Below are 14,704 nucleotides of genomic sequence, written 5' to 3' on the forward strand. Positions count from 1 at the left end.
AGGCGCCCCACCGTGGCGGTCCGGTCAGCGCGCCAGCGTGGCGACCTCGCCCACCATCCAGATCAGGCGTTCGCCGTTGTGCTCGAACTCGTGCCGGCGCACCATGCCCATCCGCAGGTAGAAGCCCTCGGCCCGCGGCTCCGCGCCGACCCCGAGCAGGCGTGCGTCCAGCGCGACCGCCCGCCCCGCCAAGTGCCCCCACAGCAGGCGCCCCACACCGGTGTCGATGAACGGGCGGTCGACGAACAGCAGGCCGATCCCGAGATAGTCCTCGTGCTCGTTGAGCGTTTGACATCCTCTCCGTCCTAAAGGACGGAGATTCCCACCTGCCTGCCGGTGGTCACCGGCTGGGGCTTCGGGTGGGTTCCTGTTTCTTCGCGCTGCGCCGGTACGAGTACCGGTCTTACCCGCGCTCCGCAGGCTGATACGGCCAGTCCGGCCGCCTTCGCGATGTTGACCGCCGCATTGATGTCCCGGTCAAGGACGGTCCCGCAGGCCCCGCACGTCCACACGCGGAGGCTGAGGGGCTTGGGGCCGTCCTTGACGCCGCAGGCCGAGCAGACCTGAGAGGTCGGTTCGAAGCGTCCGATGCGGTGGAAAGTCCGCCCATACAGGACGGCCTTGTACTCCAGCATCGCGGTGAATGTCGACCATCCGGCGTCGTGCACAGACTTGGCCATGCGGGTGCGGGCGAGTCCCTTGACCGCCAGGTCTTCCACTGCAACCGCTTGGTTCTCGCGGATGATCTTCATGGAGAGCTGGTGGTGGAACTCGCGCCGCGCGTCGGCGGTCCGTGCATGGGCGCGTGCAACCTTGATTCGGGCCTTCGCCCGGTTTTTCGATCCCTTGGCCTTCCGGCTGAGATCCTGCTGAGCCTTCTTCAGCTTCTTCTCGGCCCGGCGTAGGAAGCGGGGGCTGTCGATCTTCGTTCCGTCGGAGAGGATCGCGAAGTGGGTCAGGCCCACGTCGATGCCGACGACGTTGTCCGTGGCGGGCAGCATCTCGGGGTCGGTCTCGACCACGAACGAGGCGAAGTACCGGCCCGCACTGTCCTTGACCACGGTCACCGTGGACGGTGCTGATGGCAGGGAGCGGGACCACTTCACGGCCACGTCACCGACCTTGGGTAGCCGGAGCTTCCCGCCGGTCGTGATCTTCCATCCGGCGTTCGCGGTGAACCGGACCGCCTGCCGGGTGTCCTTGCGGGACTTGAAGCGGGGCGGTCCCATCTTGGGGCGCTTGCCCCTGAGGCCGTCGAAGAAGTTTCGGTACGCGGCGTCCAGGTCCCGAAGGGACTGCTGCAACACGACCGAGGACACCTCGTCGAGCCATGCCCGCTCGGGAGTCTTCTTAGCGACGGTGAGCTGCTTGGACAGTTCGGCCGAAGGGACGAACGGCAGCCCCGCCGCACGAGCCTCCTCGCGGACGCGGAGCGCGTCGTTGAAGACAACCCGAGCGCACCCGAACGCCCGTGCCTACGCTGTGCGCTGACCGGTACTCGGGTACACGCGGAAGCTGTACCGAAGCTGCATGACGATCACCATACCCTTTGGTTTATGTCACCACGGTGGAATCCCAATCCCGACGTACGTGCGGGTCGTCACGTGGTCTACAACCTGCATGTCCATTTGGTTTTCGTCACGAAGTACCGGCGTAAAGCCATGACGGACACCATGCTCACCAGGTGCGAGCAGATCATGCGGGAGGTGTGCGCGGACTTCGAGGCCGAACTGAAGCAGTTCAACGGCGAGGACGACCACGTGCACCTGCTCGTGCACTACCCCCCGAAAGTCCAGCTCTCCAAGCTGGTCAACTCCCTCAAGGGCGTGTCCGCCCGAATGCTGCGCAAGGAATACGACGCGCACGTCCGGCGGTACTTGTGGGGCGGGCACTTCTGGTCCGGCTCCTACTTCGCCGGTTCCTGTGGCGGCGCCCCGTGACCGTCGTACGCCAGTACATCGAGAGCCAGAAGCGGCCTGCCTGACCGTCACCCCGGAGCCGGTAGCGAACTCCGCCGCTTCGCGGCTCCGGGCCAAGGTTGGCCTTCACCCCCGCCCTAAAGGACGGAGCACTGGCCAAGATCAGAGGTAGAAGCCGACGGGCACGCCGTCCCGCTCCGCGACGGTGGCGTGCCGGGAGTCGATGTCCGCCGCCGTGAGCTTCGGCGTGACGTCGGGGACGTCCTCCACGCGACCGCCCGTCCAGTGGGACTTCGACCTCAGGACCAACGCGTCCAGGAACGGCAGCTCCTCCGGGCGGGCCGGACGGATCACGACACCTTCCATGCCACGAGCGTGACAGCGCGCGGGCCGCGGCGTCATCGGTTCGCCGCCCCGGGCCGACCCGGTCGCCCCGGGCCGGCTCCGCGACCCAACGGGGAGGGGTGTGTGCTCCGATGACATCCTTGAGCGGTGTTCCCCTCCGATCACACCGGCGCGGTGTTCTTCGACGTCGACGGCACCCTCGTGCCCGGCACGAGTTCGTCGGCCTTTCTGGCCGGCTTCCTCGGCCATCGGGACGAGTTGACCGAGGCCGAGGACGCCTACGCCAGGGGCGCCATGGACAACCGGCAGGTCTCCGAGCTGGACGCCGCCGGCTGGGCGGGCGTGCCCGAGGGACGGGTCGCCGGGTGGCTCGACGGGCTCCCCCTGGTCCCGGGCATCACCGAGACGGTGGCCTGGTGCCGGCGGAACGGACTGGCGCCGGTGCTGGCGACCCTCGCCTGGTCGCCGGTCGGCGGCTACCTGAGCGAGCGCTTCGGCTTCGACGCGTTCAGCGGTCCCCGCTTGGAGACCTCCGGCGGCCGGTTCACGGGCCGGGTCGCCCGGCACTTCGACGAGTACGGCAAGAGGGACTTCGCCCTCGCCCACGCGCGAGGGCTGGCCCTGGCCCCCGGCGCCTGCGGGGCCGTCGGCGACAGCCGCTCCGACCTGCCGCTGTTCGCGTCCGTCGGGCTGAGCGTGGCGTTCAACGCCTCGGCGGACGCCCGGGCCGCGGCGACCGTCCCGGTGGACGGCGAGGACCTGCGAGAAGTGCTTCCCGCCCTGAGCCGCCTGGTCGTGGCCGCTCGTTGACGACGGGACTCAGCCGTGGGCGGGGCCCAGGGCCCAGGCCGCGGCGGAGAGCGTCGCCATCGAGAGCAGCGTGGAGAGCATGACCGCGTCCCGGGCGAGGGCCGTGCTCAGGTCGTACTGGCGTGCGTAGATGAAGACGTTCTGGGCGCTCGGCAGCGCGGAGAGGATCACCACCGCGAAGAGCTGCTGCGCCGGCAGGTGCAGGACGAGGCTGCCGACGGCCCATGCGGCCAGGGGCTGGACGAGGGTCTTGATGAGGACGGTGACCCCGATCTCCGCCCGGATCGCCGGGCCCGTGGCGGCCGGGCGGCCGTGCAGCGACATGCCGAGGGTGATCAGCGCGGTCGGCACACCCGCGTCGCCCAGCAACTCGACGGAGTGGCCGAGCGCGGCGGGGAGCCGCCAGCCGGCCGCGGAGAACGCGCAGCCGAGTGCCGCACCGAGGATGACCGGGGTGCGCAGCGGCATCAGAAGCATGTGCGCGGCACCGCCACCCGCCCGCCTCCGCCCGGCGGCGCCGGTACCGGCGTCGAGGACGGTCAGGATCACCGGGGTGACCAGCAGCACCTGGAAGAGCAGTACCGGGGCGACGAACGAGGCGTCGCCGAGGATCTGCGCCGCGACCGGGATGCCCAGGTTGGCGGAGTTGACGTATCCGGCCGCCATGCCGCCGATCGCCTGGTCGGGCAGGCGCCGCCCGAAGAGCCACCGGCTGACGGCGAACCCGAGCAGGCACGCCAGGGCCGTTCCGGCCGCGAAGGCGATCACGGACGTGTTCGCGAAGGCGTCCAACGGTGTTCCGGCGACCGTGGCGAAGAGGGCGGCCGGCATGGCGACATGGAAGACGAACCGCCCGAGGACGGACTCCGCCTGCTGCCCCAGCAGCCCGGTCCGGCCGACCACGTAGCCCGCCGCACTGAGGGCCCATATGGGGATGAAGCCCGACAGGAGGGGCGGCAGGGCGTGCATGGAACCTCGGGTCGTCCGGTGAGCCGTAGGGCGCGGTCCCGGGATCGCCGGGCGGCCCGGTGCAGTCAATCAGGCGGCCTCCGGGCCGCCGCACCGGGGCCCCGGGCGGAAAATCATGCAAGCACGCTTGATTGTTTCCTGCCGCGGTGCCAGCCTGTGACGCGCACGGCTTCGCTGACGCTGCGTCATTCAGGGGGACCTTTGTCCGACCCCACACCCGTACTGGACGATCTACGGGACGAGAGCGAGGGCCTGGACGCCCTGGTCGCCCCACTCGCGAAGGACGCCTGGACGGCGCCGACGCCCGCTCCGGGGTGGACGATCGCGCACCAGATCGCCCACCTGGCCTGGACCGACCGGCAGTCCGTGCTGGCGGTCACCGACCCGGAAAGCTTCGGCTCCGTGGTGGAGAAGGCCGCCGCCGCGGTCGACACCTTCGTGGACGCCGGCGCCGAGGAGGGCGCGGCGCTGCCGCCCGCCGAGTTGCTGGCGCGCTGGCGCTCGGGGCGGGCGGAGCTGCAGGCCGCGCTGCGGGCGCAGCCGCCCGGGACGCGCTTCCCGTGGTTCGGGCCGCCGATGAGCGCCGCGTCCATGGCCTCGGCCCGGCTCATGGAGAGCTGGGCGCACGGCGAGGACGTCGCGGACGCCCTCGGCGTCCGCCGTCCGCCGACCGCGCGGCTGCGGCACGTGGCGCGGATCGCCGTACGGGCCCGCGACTACGCCTACTTCGTCAACGGGCTGACCCCGCCCGCCGAGGAGTTCCGGGTCGAACTGTCGGCCCCCGACGGCACGCTGTGGGCGTACGGCCCCGAGGACGCCGCGCAGCGCGTCACGGGCCCGGCGCTCGACCTGTGCCTGCTGGCGACCCGCCGCCGGCACCGCGCCGACCTGGCCGTACGTGCCGAGGGCGAGGAAGCCGACCGCTGGCTGGACATCGCCCAGGCGTTCGCGGGACCGCCCGGGCGGGGTCGCGAGCCGCGTGAGGGAGGAACGGCGTGAACGCCGAGAACCGTACGACCATGCTGGAGCGCCTCGCCGAACTGGAGGCCGAGCACGAGAAGGCGCTCGCGGGCGGCGGCCCCAAGTACGTGGACCGGCACCGGTCGCGGGGGAAGCTGACCGCCAGGGAGCGGGTGGAGCTGCTGCTGGACCAGGACAGCCCGTTCCTGGAGCTGTCGCCGCTCGCGGCCTGGGGCAGCGACTACCCGGTCGGCGCGTCGCTGGTGACCGGGATCGGCGTGATCGAGGGCACCGAGTGCGTGATCACCGCCAACGACCCCACGGTGCGCGGCGGGGCGAGCAACCCGTGGACGCTGAAGAAGGCCCTGAGGGCCAACGAGATCGCGCTCTCCAACCGGCTGCCGCTGGTCAACCTCGTGGAGTCGGGCGGCGCCGACCTGCCCAGCCAGAAGGAGATCTTCATCCCGGGCGGCGCGCTCTTCCGGGACCTGACCCGGCTGTCGGCGGCCGGCATCCCCACCGTCGCCGTCGTGTTCGGCAACTCCACGGCCGGCGGCGCGTACGTCCCCGGGATGTCCGACCACGTGATCATGGTCAAGGAGCGCTCCAAGGTGTTCCTCGGCGGCCCGCCGCTGGTGAAGATGGCCACCGGCGAGGAGAGCGACGACGAGTCGCTGGGCGGGGCGGACATGCACGCCCGTACCTCCGGCCTCGCGGACTACTTCGCGCTGGACGAGCCCGACGCCCTGCGCACCGCCCGCCGGGTGGTGGCCCGGCTCAACTGGCGCAAGCAGGGCCCCGCCCCGGCCGCCGCCTACGACCCGCCGCTGTACGACGAGGACGGGCTGCTGGACATCGTCCCCCCCGACCTGAAGACCCCCTTCGACCCGCGCGAGGTCATCGCACGGGTCGTGGACGGCTCGGAGTTCGACGAGTTCAAGCCGCTGTACGGGCCGAGCCTGGCGACCGGCTGGGCGCGGGTGCACGGCTATCCCGTCGGGATCCTCGCCAACGCCCAGGGCGTGCTGTTCAGCGCCGAGTCGCAGAAGGCCGCGCAGTTCATCCAGCTCGCCAACCAGCGCGACATCCCGCTGCTGTTCCTGCACAACACCACCGGCTACATGGTGGGCCGCGAGTACGAGCAGGGCGGCATCATCAAACACGGCGCCATGATGATCAACGCGGTGTCCAACTCGAAGGTCCCGCACATCTCCGTCCTGATGGGCGCGAGTTACGGCGCCGGGCACTACGGCATGTGCGGCCGGGCGTACGACCCGCGCTTCCTGTTCGCCTGGCCCAGCGCCAAGTCGGCCGTCATGGGACCGGCGCAGCTCGCGGGGGTGCTGTCCATCGTGGCGCGGCAGTCCGCGGCCGCCCGGGGCCTGCCCTTCGACGAGGAGGCCGACGCCGGGCTGCGGGCGATGGTGGAGCAGCAGATCGAGTCCGAGTCCCTGCCGATGTTCCTGTCGGGGCGGCTGTACGACGACGGGGTGATCGACCCGCGCGACACCCGCACGGTGCTCGGCGTGTGCCTGTCGGCGGTCCACAGCGCACCGGTCGAGGGCGCCCGTGGCGGCTTCGGCGTCTTCCGGATGTGAGGAGCACCTGACCGTGATCGCATCAGTGCTGGTGGCCAACCGCGGCGAGATCGCCCGCCGTGTCTTCCGTACCTGCCGCGACCTGGGCATCGCCACCGTCGCCGTCCACTCGGACGCGGACGCGACCGCCCCGCACGTACGGGAGGCGGACGCCGCCGTGCGGCTGCCGGGCGACGCGCCCACCGACACCTATCTGCGCGGCGACCTCATCGTGAAGGCCGCCCTCGCCGCGGGCGCGGACGCCGTCCACCCGGGCTACGGGTTCCTGTCGGAGAACGCCGAGTTCGCCCGGTCCGTCATCGCGGCGGGCCTGACCTGGATCGGGCCCACGCCGGAAGCCATCGAGGCGATGGGCTCCAAGACCCGGGCCAAGCGGCTGATGGCCGAGGCCGGCGTCCCGGTGCTGGAGGCCGGTCCTGACGACCTGCCCGTGCTGGTCAAGGCGGCGGCGGGCGGCGGCGGACGCGGCATGCGCGTCGTCCGCGAGGCGGCCGCCCTGGAGCAGGAGCTGGCCGCCGCCCGCGCGGAGGCGCTGTCCGCCTTCGGGGACGGCGAGGTGTTCCTGGAGCCGTACGTCGAGGACGGCCGGCACATCGAGGTGCAGGTGCTGGCGGACACGCACGGCACCGTGTGGACGCTCGGCGAGCGCGACTGCTCGGTACAGCGCCGTCACCAGAAGGTGGTCGAGGAGACCCCGGCGCCCGGCATCACCGACGGGCTGCGCCGGACGCTGCACGAGGCGGCCGGGGCGGCGGCCCGGGCCATCGGCTACGTCGGCGCGGGAACGGTGGAGTTCCTGGTGTCGGCGGACGGCAGGCCGTACTTCCTGGAGATGAACACCCGTCTCCAGGTGGAGCACCCGGTGACCGAGTGCGTCTTCGGCGTGGACCTCGTCGCGCTCCAGCTCGACGTCGCCGAGGGCGGGCGGCTCCCGGCCGCTCCCCCGGCGCCCTCCGGGCACGCGGTCGAGGCCCGGCTGTACGCGGAGGACCCGGCCCGCGACTGGCAGCCGCAGACCGGAGTCCTGCACCGCTTCCGGGTGCCGCGGGCGCCGGGGCTGCGGGTGGACGCGGGCTTCGGCGACGGCGACCGGATCGGCGTGCACTACGACGCGATGCTCGCCAAGGTCGTCGCCCACGCCCCCACCCGCCCGCAGGCGCTGCGGCTGCTCGCGGGCGCCCTGGAGCGGTCCCGCGTGCACGGCCTGGTGACCAACCGCGACCTGCTCGTACGGGTGCTGCGCGACCCGGACTTCGCCGCGGGGCGGCTGTCGACGGCCTTCCTCGACCGGCTCGGCCCGGCGCCCGCGCAGGACGGGGCCGCGGTGCGGCTGTCGGCCCTGGCCGCCGCGCTCGCCGACGCCTCGGGACGCCACCCGCTGGGCGGCTGGCGCAACGTGCGGTCGGCGCCGCAGTCCAAGACCTACCGCGCCGCGACGGGTGGCGGGGAGTACGAGGTCCGCTACCGGCTCGGCCGCGACGGCCTCGCCGCCGAGGGCCACCCGGACGTACGCCTGCTGGAGCACGGGCCGGGACACGTGGTGCTGGAGGTCTCCGGGGTGCGCCGGGCCTTCGAGGTCGCGGTCTACGGGGACGAGGTATGCGTCGACGGCCCGTCGGGCTCCCACCGCTTCACCGCGCTCCCCCGCTTCCCCGACCCGGAGGCCCAGCTCGCGCCCGGCTCGCTGCTGGCCCCGATGCCGGGGACGGTGGTCCGCGTCGCGGACGTCGCCGTCGGCGACAAGGTGGCCGCGGGGCAGCCCCTGCTGTGGCTGGAGGCCATGAAGATGGAGCACCGCGTCGCCGCCCCGGCGGACGGTGTGCTCACCGCACTGCACGCCGAGGCCGGCCGCCAGGTCGACGTCGGAGCCGTACTCGCCGTCGTTCAGGAGGACTCCCCATGAGCGGTACGCCCGCTGTGAACGGACCGACAGGCACCTTCGACAACGTCCTGCTGGAGAGCGAGGAGCGGCGCGCGCTACGCAAGGCCGTCTCCGACCTGGGGCGCCGCTACGGGCGTTCCTACTTCCTCGACGCCGTGCGCGAGGGGCGGCACACCGACAAGCTGTGGCAGGAGGCCGGCGCGCTGGGCTACCTCGGCGTCAACCTGCCGGAGGAGCACGGCGGCGGGGGCGGCGGCCTGGCCGAGCTCTCCATCGTGCTGGAGGAACTGGGCGCCGCGGGCTGCCCCTTGCTGCTGCTCATCGTCTCCCCCGCGATCTGCGGCACGGTCATCGCCCGCTTCGGCACCGAGGAGCAGCAGCGCCGGTGGCTGCCCGGGCTCGCGGACGGCTCCCTCCGGATGGCGTTCGGCATCACCGAGCCGGACGCCGGTTCCAACTCGCACCGCCTGACCACCACGGCCCGCCGGGACGGCTCGGACTGGCTGCTCACGGGCCGCAAGGTCTTCGTCTCCGGCGTCGACATCGCCGACGCGACGCTCATCGTGGGCCGCACCGAGGACGCCCGTACGGGAAAGCTGAAGCCGTGCCTGTTCGTCGTGGAGCGCGAGACGCCCGGCTTCGAGTTCCGGCCGATCGACATGGAACTGTCGGCGCCCGAGAAGCAGTTCCACATCTACCTGGACGACGTACGGCTGCCCGCCGACGCCCTGGTGGGCGACGAGGACGCGGGGCTGCTGCAGCTGTTCGCGGGCCTCAACCCCGAACGCGTCATGACGGCGGCCTTCTCGATCGGCATGGGCCGCTTCGCGCTCGACGCCGCCGTGGGCTACGCCCGCACCCGGCAGGTGTGGAAGGCCCCCATCGGCTCGCACCAGGCCATCGCCCACCCGCTGGCACAGGCCCACATCGAGCTGGAACTGGCCCGGCTGATGATGCAGAAGGCCGCGTTCCTGTACGACGCCGGGGACGACATGGCGGCCGGTGAGGCCGCCAACATGGCGAAGTACGCGGCGGCCGAGGCGGGCGCGAAGGCCGTCGACCAGGCCGTGCACACCCTGGGCGGCAACGGGCTGACGGCCGAGTACGGGCTGGCCTCCCTCCTCACGGCGTCGCGCGTGGGTCGCATCGCGCCGGTCAGCCGGGAGATGATTCTCAACTACGTCTCGCACCACACGCTGGGTCTGCCCAAGTCCTACTGAGCACGTCCTACCGAGGAGGGGGGAACGGCCATGGCACAGCCGGCCGTGTTCCACAGCGAGTACCCCGCGGTTCCCGCCATCGACCTGCCGATCCACGAGGCCGTGCTGGGCCACGCCGCCGAGTTCGGCGACCGGCCCGCGCTCGTCGACGGGGTCGAGGGCACGACGCTCACCTACGCGCAGCTCGACTCCTTCACCCGCCGCATCGCCGCGGCGCTGGCGGAGTCGGGCCTGCGCAAGGGCGACGTCCTCGCCCTGCACAGCCCCAACACCATCGCCTACCCGCCGGTCTTCTACGGCGCCACGCGCGCCGGGGCGGCCGTCACCACCGTCCATCCGCTCGCCACCGCCGAGGAGTTCGCGCGGCAGCTGCGGGACAGCGGCGCCTCGTGGATCGTCACCGTCTCGCCGCTGCTGGAGACCGCACGCAAGGCGGCGGAGCAGGCGGGCGGCGTGCGGGAGATCCTCGTCTGCGACAGCGCCGAGGGCCACCGCTCGGTCCTCGACCTGCTGGGCTCCACCGCCCCCGAGCCGGAGATCGCCTTCGACCCGGGCGAGGACCTGGCCGCGCTGCCGTACTCCTCGGGCACCACCGGCGTGCCCAAGGGCGTGATGCTGACCCACCGCAACATCGCCACCAACCTGGCCCAGCTGGACCCGACGCTGTCGATGGGGCCAGGGCACCGCATCCTGGCCGTGCTCCCGTTCTTCCACATCTACGGGCTCACCGCGCTCATGAACGCCCCGCTGCGCAAGGGCGCCACCGTCGTGGTGCTGCCGCGCTTCGACCTGGAGCAGTTCCTGAAGGCGGTGGCGACCCACCGGGTACAGGGCCTGTTCGTGGCCCCGCCGATCGTGCTCGCGCTCGCCAAGCACCCGGCGGTCGCCGCGCACGACCTGAGCTCGCTGGAGTACGTGCTGTGCTCGGCGGCCCCGCTCGACGCGGAGCTGGCCCAGGCCTGCTCCAAGCGGCTGGGACTGCCGCCGATCCTGCAGGCGTACGGGATGACGGAACTCTCCCCGGGCACGCACGTGGTGCCGCTGGACTCACGGGACGCGCCACCCGGCGCGGTCGGCAAACTGCTGCCCAGCACCGAGATGCGCATCGTGCCGCTCGGCGAGGAGGACGAGGACGCGGCCGCCGACGGCACCGGGGAGATCCACATCCGCGGTCCGCAGGTCATGAAGGGCTACCTGGGCCGGCCCGAGGAGACCGCCGCCATGATCGACGACGAGGGCTGGCTGCACACCGGCGACGTCGGCCGGGTGGACGCCGACGGATGGCTGCACGTCGTCGACCGGGTCAAGGAGCTGATCAAGTACAAGGGCTACCAGGTGCCGCCCGCCGAACTGGAGGCCGTGCTGCTCACCGACCCGCGGGTGGCCGACGCCGCGGTCATCGGCGTGCTTGACGAGGACGGCAACGAGATCCCCAAGGCGTACGTGGTGCCGCAGCAGGGCTCCGACCTCACGCCGGACGACGTGATCGCCCACGTGGCCGCGCAGGTCGCCCCGTACAAGAAGGTGCGCCGGGTGGAGTTCACCGACGCGATACCGAGGGCCGCGAGCGGCAAGATCCTCCGGCGTGAACTGCGCGCCCGGGAAAGGGGAACCACCTGATGACCGACGACGCCGCGGCACCCTGCGTGCGGAGCGTGTACGACCGGGGGATCACCACGCTCACGCTGGACTCCCCGCACAACCGCAACGCGCTGTCCGCACGCATGGTCGACGAGCTGTCCGACGCGCTGGCCCGGGCCGGCAAGGACCCGGCCACGCGGGCGGTGCTGCTCACGCACACCGGCGGCACCTTCTGCGCGGGCGCGGACCTGAAGGAGGCGGCGTCGCCGGAGGGGCCGCGGCGGCTGGTGGCGCTGCTGCGCGCGATCGTGGAACTGCCCAAGCCGGTCGTGGCGCACGTGACCGGTCACGTGCGCGCGGGCGGCCTCGGGCTGCTGGCGGCCTGCGACGTCCCGGTGGCGGGGGCGGGGGCGAGCTTCGCCTTCACCGAGGCGCGGCTCGGCCTCGCCCCGGCCGTCATCTCGCTGACGGTCCTGCCGCGCATGGACGCCCGGGCCGCCGCGCGGCACTACCTGACGGGCGAGGTCTTCGACACCGCGGAGGCCGTCCGCACCGGCCTGGTCGCCGCACCGGAGGAGGCACTGGACGGCATCCTCGCCGGGCTGCGCGCGGCGTCGCCGCAGGGGCTCGCGGAGTCCAAGGCGCTGACGACGGCCGCCGTGCTGCGCGTCTTCGACCGGGACGCGGCGACGCTGACCGAGCAGTCGGCCCGGCTGTTCGGCTCGCCCGAGGCCGCGGAGGGGATGCGGGCGTTCCTCGAACGGCGGGCCGCACCATGGGCGCTGTGAGCGCCGGCACCCGTACGCCCAAGCAGGACCGCAGCCGCGCCACCCGGCAGCGGCTGCTGGGGGCCGCCGTCGCCTGCCTGGCCGAACGCGGCTGGGCGGGCAGCACGGTGACCGTGGTCGCCGAGCGCGCGGGGGTGTCGCGGGGCGCGGCCCAGCACCATTTCCCCACCCGCGAGGACCTGTTCACCGGGGCGATCGAGTTCGTCGCCGAACAGTGGCTGGTCGCCCTGCGCGAACACGCGCACGCCCTCCCCCGCGAGGGCGTGCCCCGCACGCACGCCGTGGTCGGCATGGTCGTCGACCTCTACACGGGGCCGATCTTCCGGGCCGCCCTGCACCTGTGGGTCGCCGCGGCGAACGAGGAGCAACTGCGGCCCCGGGTCACCTCACTGGAGGCGCGCATCGGGCGGGAGGCGCACCGGCTCGCCGTGGAGATGCTCGGCGCGGACGAGGCGGTGGCCGGGGTCAGGGAGACCGTCCAGGCCACCCTCGACATGGCCCGGGGCCTGGGGCTGGCGAACCTCCTCAGCGACGACAGCGCCCGCCGGGCGGGCATCGTCCGCGAGTGGTCGGCGGTCCTGGACGGGGTGCTGCGCCGCGGAATCTGAGTCTCCCCCTGTCGGTGGCGGGTGAGGGAGAAGCTGACGGCCCGTTGTCAGTGGCCCCTGGTAACGTTCCCGCGCACCGGTCGCGGTGGCCGCCACGACGCCGGCGTCCGCCGCCACCCGGTCGTCCCGCCGCGCCTTCCTGCGGCGCCGGCGTCCGTCCCGGGCGAAGGACGTGGCCACCTGCTCGGCGCGCAGCCGTACCGGATCGTCGACGGGCAGGGTGCGCAGCTTGCCCACCACCGCGTCGAAGGCGGCGAGTTCCGCCTCCGTGATGTCGCGCGTGTCCCCCACTGCCCCTGCCCGACGTCCGGCACTGCCCGGTGGATCCGGCCGGATTCGAACCGGCGTGATCCATCTTGGCAAGACGGTGCGCCTGCCTCTGCGCTACGTCCGGGCGTTGCGCTGATCGTACCGGCGCCGCGCAGGGCCCCTCAGGGCGGCCCACCGGCCAATCCACGGGAAGGTTCCGGGCGTTCACGGCCGAAGACGCCAGACACTCTTGACGAGCACATGCCATGACCGCACGATCGGGTCGAACTCCTGCGCTACCCCCACACCCAGGAGGACGTCCATGCACATCCCCCGAACCGGCCGACGGGCGACGGTCACCGCCGCACTGCTCGCCTGCGCCCTGGCGACCTCGCTCGCCGTCCAGGCCGACGCTTCGCCGTCCACCGCCGACGGCCGTCCCGTCGCGGCCGCCGCCGACGAGATCGTCCGGCAGTACGAGGTGGCCGGCGCGGGCACCGTCGCCGCCCGTACCGCGCTCGCCGCCCACGGCGTCTCCATTGACGCCGCCCGCACCCACTCCACCGTCGTCACCGCGAACGCCGCCCAGGCCGCCGCACTCCGCTCCGCGGGCTACCGCCTCACCGCGCTCCCCGGTCCGCCCGCCGGGAGCGACGGCAACCGCGGCGCCGACGGGGGCGCCTCGGTGCTGGACTTCCCCGGCTCCGACTCCGGCTACCACAACCACGCGGAGATGACCGCGGAGATCAGCGCCCTGGTCGCCGCGCATCCCGCCATCATGAGGCAGCAGGTCATCGGCACCTCCTACGGCGGCCGGAACATCGTCGCCGTCAAGGTCAGCGACAACGTCGGCACCGACGAGGCCGAGCCCGAGGTGCTGTTCACCCACCACCAGCACGCCCGTGAGCACCTCACCGTCGAGATGGCGCTCTACCTGCTGCACCAGTTCGGCGACACCTACGCCACCGACAGCCGCGTCAAGAGCATCGTCGACTCCCGCGAGATCTGGATCATCCCGGACCTCAACCCGGACGGCGGCGAGTACGACATCGCGACCGGTTCCTACCGCAGCTGGCGCAAGAACCGCCAGCCCAACTCCGGCTCCACCGCCGTCGGCACCGACCTCAACCGCAACTGGAACTACCGGTGGGGCTGCTGCGGCGGCTCCTCCGGCACCAAGTCGAGCGAGACCTACCGCGGCGCGTCCCCCGAGTCCGCACCCGAGGTCAGGCTCGTCGCGGACTTCGTACGCGGCCGGGTCGTCGGCGGCAGGCAGCAGATCACCGCGGGCATCGACTTCCACACCTACAGCCAGCTCGTGCTGTGGCCCTTCGGTTACACCACCGCGAACACCACCACCGGGATGACGGCCGACCAGTACAACACCTTCGCCACCTTCGGCCGCACCATGGCCGCCACCAACGGCTACACCCCCGAGCAGTCCAGCGACCTCTACATCACCGACGGGTCGATCGACGACTGGCTCTGGGGCAACCAGGGGATCTGGGCGTACACCTTCGAGATGTACCCGGGCCCGAACGGCTCCTCGGGCTTCTACCCGCCCGACGAGGTGATCCCCGCCCAGACCAGCCGCAACCGCGAGGCGGTGCTGCTGCTCCTGGAGAACGCGGACTGCATGTACCGCGCCATCGGCAAGGAGGCGCAGTACTGCTCCTGAGCGAGCCGGTACGGACGCTACAGCCGGGCCCCGCGGCGCCTCGCGCGTCGCGGGGCGTGGCGCGTCGCGGGGCCCGCCTGCCCGGGATCCGGGCCGC

12 protein-coding genes, 1 tRNA gene and 3 pseudogenes are annotated in these 14,704 nt (G+C 72.5%); 10 read left to right on the forward strand and 6 right to left on the reverse strand.

Going from position 1 to position 14,704, the window contains the following annotated elements:
* Positions 1-24: 24 nt before the first annotated feature.
* Together OG937_09455 and OG937_09460 are read right to left on the reverse strand one after the other, a co-directional pair.
* Positions 25-249 (reverse strand): GNAT family N-acetyltransferase, encoded by a 225-nt coding sequence (locus OG937_09455; protein ID WUD78687.1) that lies wholly within the window; start codon positions 247-249, stop codon positions 25-27.
* A 56-nt stretch (positions 250-305) separates the two neighbouring features.
* Positions 306-1,532, reverse strand: a pseudogene (locus OG937_09460) (transposase).
* A 24-nt stretch (positions 1,533-1,556) separates the two neighbouring features.
* On the opposite strand from OG937_09460, the pseudogene tnpA reads away from it, so the two are divergent.
* Positions 1,557-1,984 (forward strand): annotated as a pseudogene (tnpA, locus tag OG937_09465) (IS200/IS605 family transposase).
* A 97-nt stretch (positions 1,985-2,081) separates the two neighbouring features.
* Here tnpA and OG937_09470 read toward each other — a convergent pair.
* Complete coding sequence (locus OG937_09470) at positions 2,082-2,285, reverse strand: hypothetical protein (protein WUD71906.1); 204 nt, start codon at positions 2,283-2,285, stop codon at positions 2,082-2,084.
* A gap of 126 nt (positions 2,286-2,411) precedes the next feature.
* On the opposite strand from OG937_09470, the gene OG937_09475 reads away from it, so the two are divergent.
* Positions 2,412-3,074, forward strand: a complete 663-nt coding sequence (locus tag OG937_09475; GenBank protein ID WUD71907.1) for an HAD-IB family phosphatase — start codon at positions 2,412-2,414, stop codon at positions 3,072-3,074.
* A 9-nt stretch (positions 3,075-3,083) separates the two neighbouring features.
* On the opposite strand, the gene OG937_09480 is transcribed toward OG937_09475, so the two are convergent.
* Complete coding sequence (locus tag OG937_09480) at positions 3,084-4,043, reverse strand: AEC family transporter (GenBank protein WUD71908.1); 960 nt, start codon at positions 4,041-4,043, stop codon at positions 3,084-3,086.
* Positions 4,044-4,244: 201 nt separating this feature from the next.
* On the opposite strand from OG937_09480, the gene OG937_09485 reads away from it, so the two are divergent.
* From OG937_09485 to OG937_09515, 7 genes are read left to right on the forward strand one after another with little or no spacing between them, the layout of a single operon-like run.
* On the forward strand, positions 4,245-5,042 hold the full coding sequence (locus OG937_09485) for a TIGR03084 family metal-binding protein (GenBank protein WUD71909.1): 798 nt from the start codon (positions 4,245-4,247) through the stop codon (positions 5,040-5,042).
* Between the two features lie 20 nt (positions 5,043-5,062).
* Positions 5,063-6,601 (forward strand): acyl-CoA carboxylase subunit beta, encoded by a 1,539-nt coding sequence (locus OG937_09490; protein ID WUD78688.1) that lies wholly within the window; start codon positions 5,063-5,065, stop codon positions 6,599-6,601.
* 13 nt (positions 6,602-6,614) lie between these two features.
* Complete coding sequence (locus tag OG937_09495; protein WUD71910.1) at positions 6,615-8,504, forward strand: ATP-grasp domain-containing protein; 1,890 nt, start codon at positions 6,615-6,617, stop codon at positions 8,502-8,504.
* The gene (locus OG937_09500) at positions 8,501-9,703 is read left to right on the forward strand and encodes an acyl-CoA/acyl-ACP dehydrogenase (GenBank protein ID WUD71911.1); all 1,203 of its coding nucleotides are present in this window, start codon (positions 8,501-8,503) and stop codon (positions 9,701-9,703) included. The genes OG937_09495 and OG937_09500 overlap by 4 nt, the downstream gene beginning before the upstream one ends.
* Before the next feature lie 30 nt (positions 9,704-9,733).
* Positions 9,734-11,323, forward strand: a complete 1,590-nt coding sequence (locus OG937_09505) for a 4-coumarate--CoA ligase family protein (GenBank protein WUD71912.1) — start codon at positions 9,734-9,736, stop codon at positions 11,321-11,323.
* Complete coding sequence (locus tag OG937_09510) at positions 11,323-12,072, forward strand: enoyl-CoA hydratase family protein (GenBank protein WUD71913.1); 750 nt, start codon at positions 11,323-11,325, stop codon at positions 12,070-12,072. The genes OG937_09505 and OG937_09510 overlap by 1 nt, the downstream gene beginning before the upstream one ends.
* Positions 12,060-12,680, forward strand: a complete 621-nt coding sequence (locus OG937_09515; protein WUD71914.1) for a TetR/AcrR family transcriptional regulator — start codon at positions 12,060-12,062, stop codon at positions 12,678-12,680. The genes OG937_09510 and OG937_09515 overlap by 13 nt, the downstream gene beginning before the upstream one ends.
* A gap of 48 nt (positions 12,681-12,728) precedes the next feature.
* Here OG937_09515 and OG937_09520 read toward each other — a convergent pair.
* Together OG937_09520 and OG937_09525 are read right to left on the reverse strand one after the other, a co-directional pair.
* Positions 12,729-12,971: pseudogene (locus OG937_09520) on the reverse strand (short-chain dehydrogenase).
* A gap of 30 nt (positions 12,972-13,001) precedes the next feature.
* A tRNA-Gly gene (locus OG937_09525) sits at positions 13,002-13,072 on the reverse strand.
* A gap of 179 nt (positions 13,073-13,251) precedes the next feature.
* Between OG937_09525 and OG937_09530 the strand changes: the two genes are divergently transcribed.
* On the forward strand, positions 13,252-14,607 hold the full coding sequence (locus OG937_09530; GenBank protein WUD71915.1) for a M14 family metallopeptidase: 1,356 nt from the start codon (positions 13,252-13,254) through the stop codon (positions 14,605-14,607).
* The last annotated feature ends 97 nt before the right edge of the window (positions 14,608-14,704 follow it).

It is taken from the genome of Streptomyces sp. NBC_00510, from assembly GCA_036013505.1.
GTDB lineage: Bacteria > Actinomycetota > Actinomycetes > Streptomycetales > Streptomycetaceae > Actinacidiphila.

What these genes read in the sequence shown, in the direction of transcription:
- OG937_09470 (WUD71906.1), bottom strand. Translation starts at nt 2,285, where the DNA reads ATGGAAGGTGTCGTGATCCGTCCGGCCCGCCCGGAGGAGCTGCCGTTC.
- OG937_09480 (WUD71908.1), bottom strand. Translation starts at nt 4,043, where the DNA reads ATGCACGCCCTGCCGCCCCTCCTGTCGGGCTTCATCCCCATATGGGCC.
- OG937_09490 (WUD78688.1), top strand. Translation starts at nt 5,063, where the DNA reads ATGCTGGAGCGCCTCGCCGAACTGGAGGCCGAGCACGAGAAGGCGCTC.
- OG937_09500 (WUD71911.1), top strand. Translation starts at nt 8,501, where the DNA reads ATGAGCGGTACGCCCGCTGTGAACGGACCGACAGGCACCTTCGACAAC.
- OG937_09505 (WUD71912.1), top strand. Translation starts at nt 9,734, where the DNA reads ATGGCACAGCCGGCCGTGTTCCACAGCGAGTACCCCGCGGTTCCCGCC.
- OG937_09510 (WUD71913.1), top strand. Translation starts at nt 11,323, where the DNA reads ATGACCGACGACGCCGCGGCACCCTGCGTGCGGAGCGTGTACGACCGG.
- OG937_09515 (WUD71914.1), top strand. Translation starts at nt 12,060, where the DNA reads ATGGGCGCTGTGAGCGCCGGCACCCGTACGCCCAAGCAGGACCGCAGC.
- OG937_09530 (WUD71915.1), top strand. Translation starts at nt 13,252, where the DNA reads ATGCACATCCCCCGAACCGGCCGACGGGCGACGGTCACCGCCGCACTG.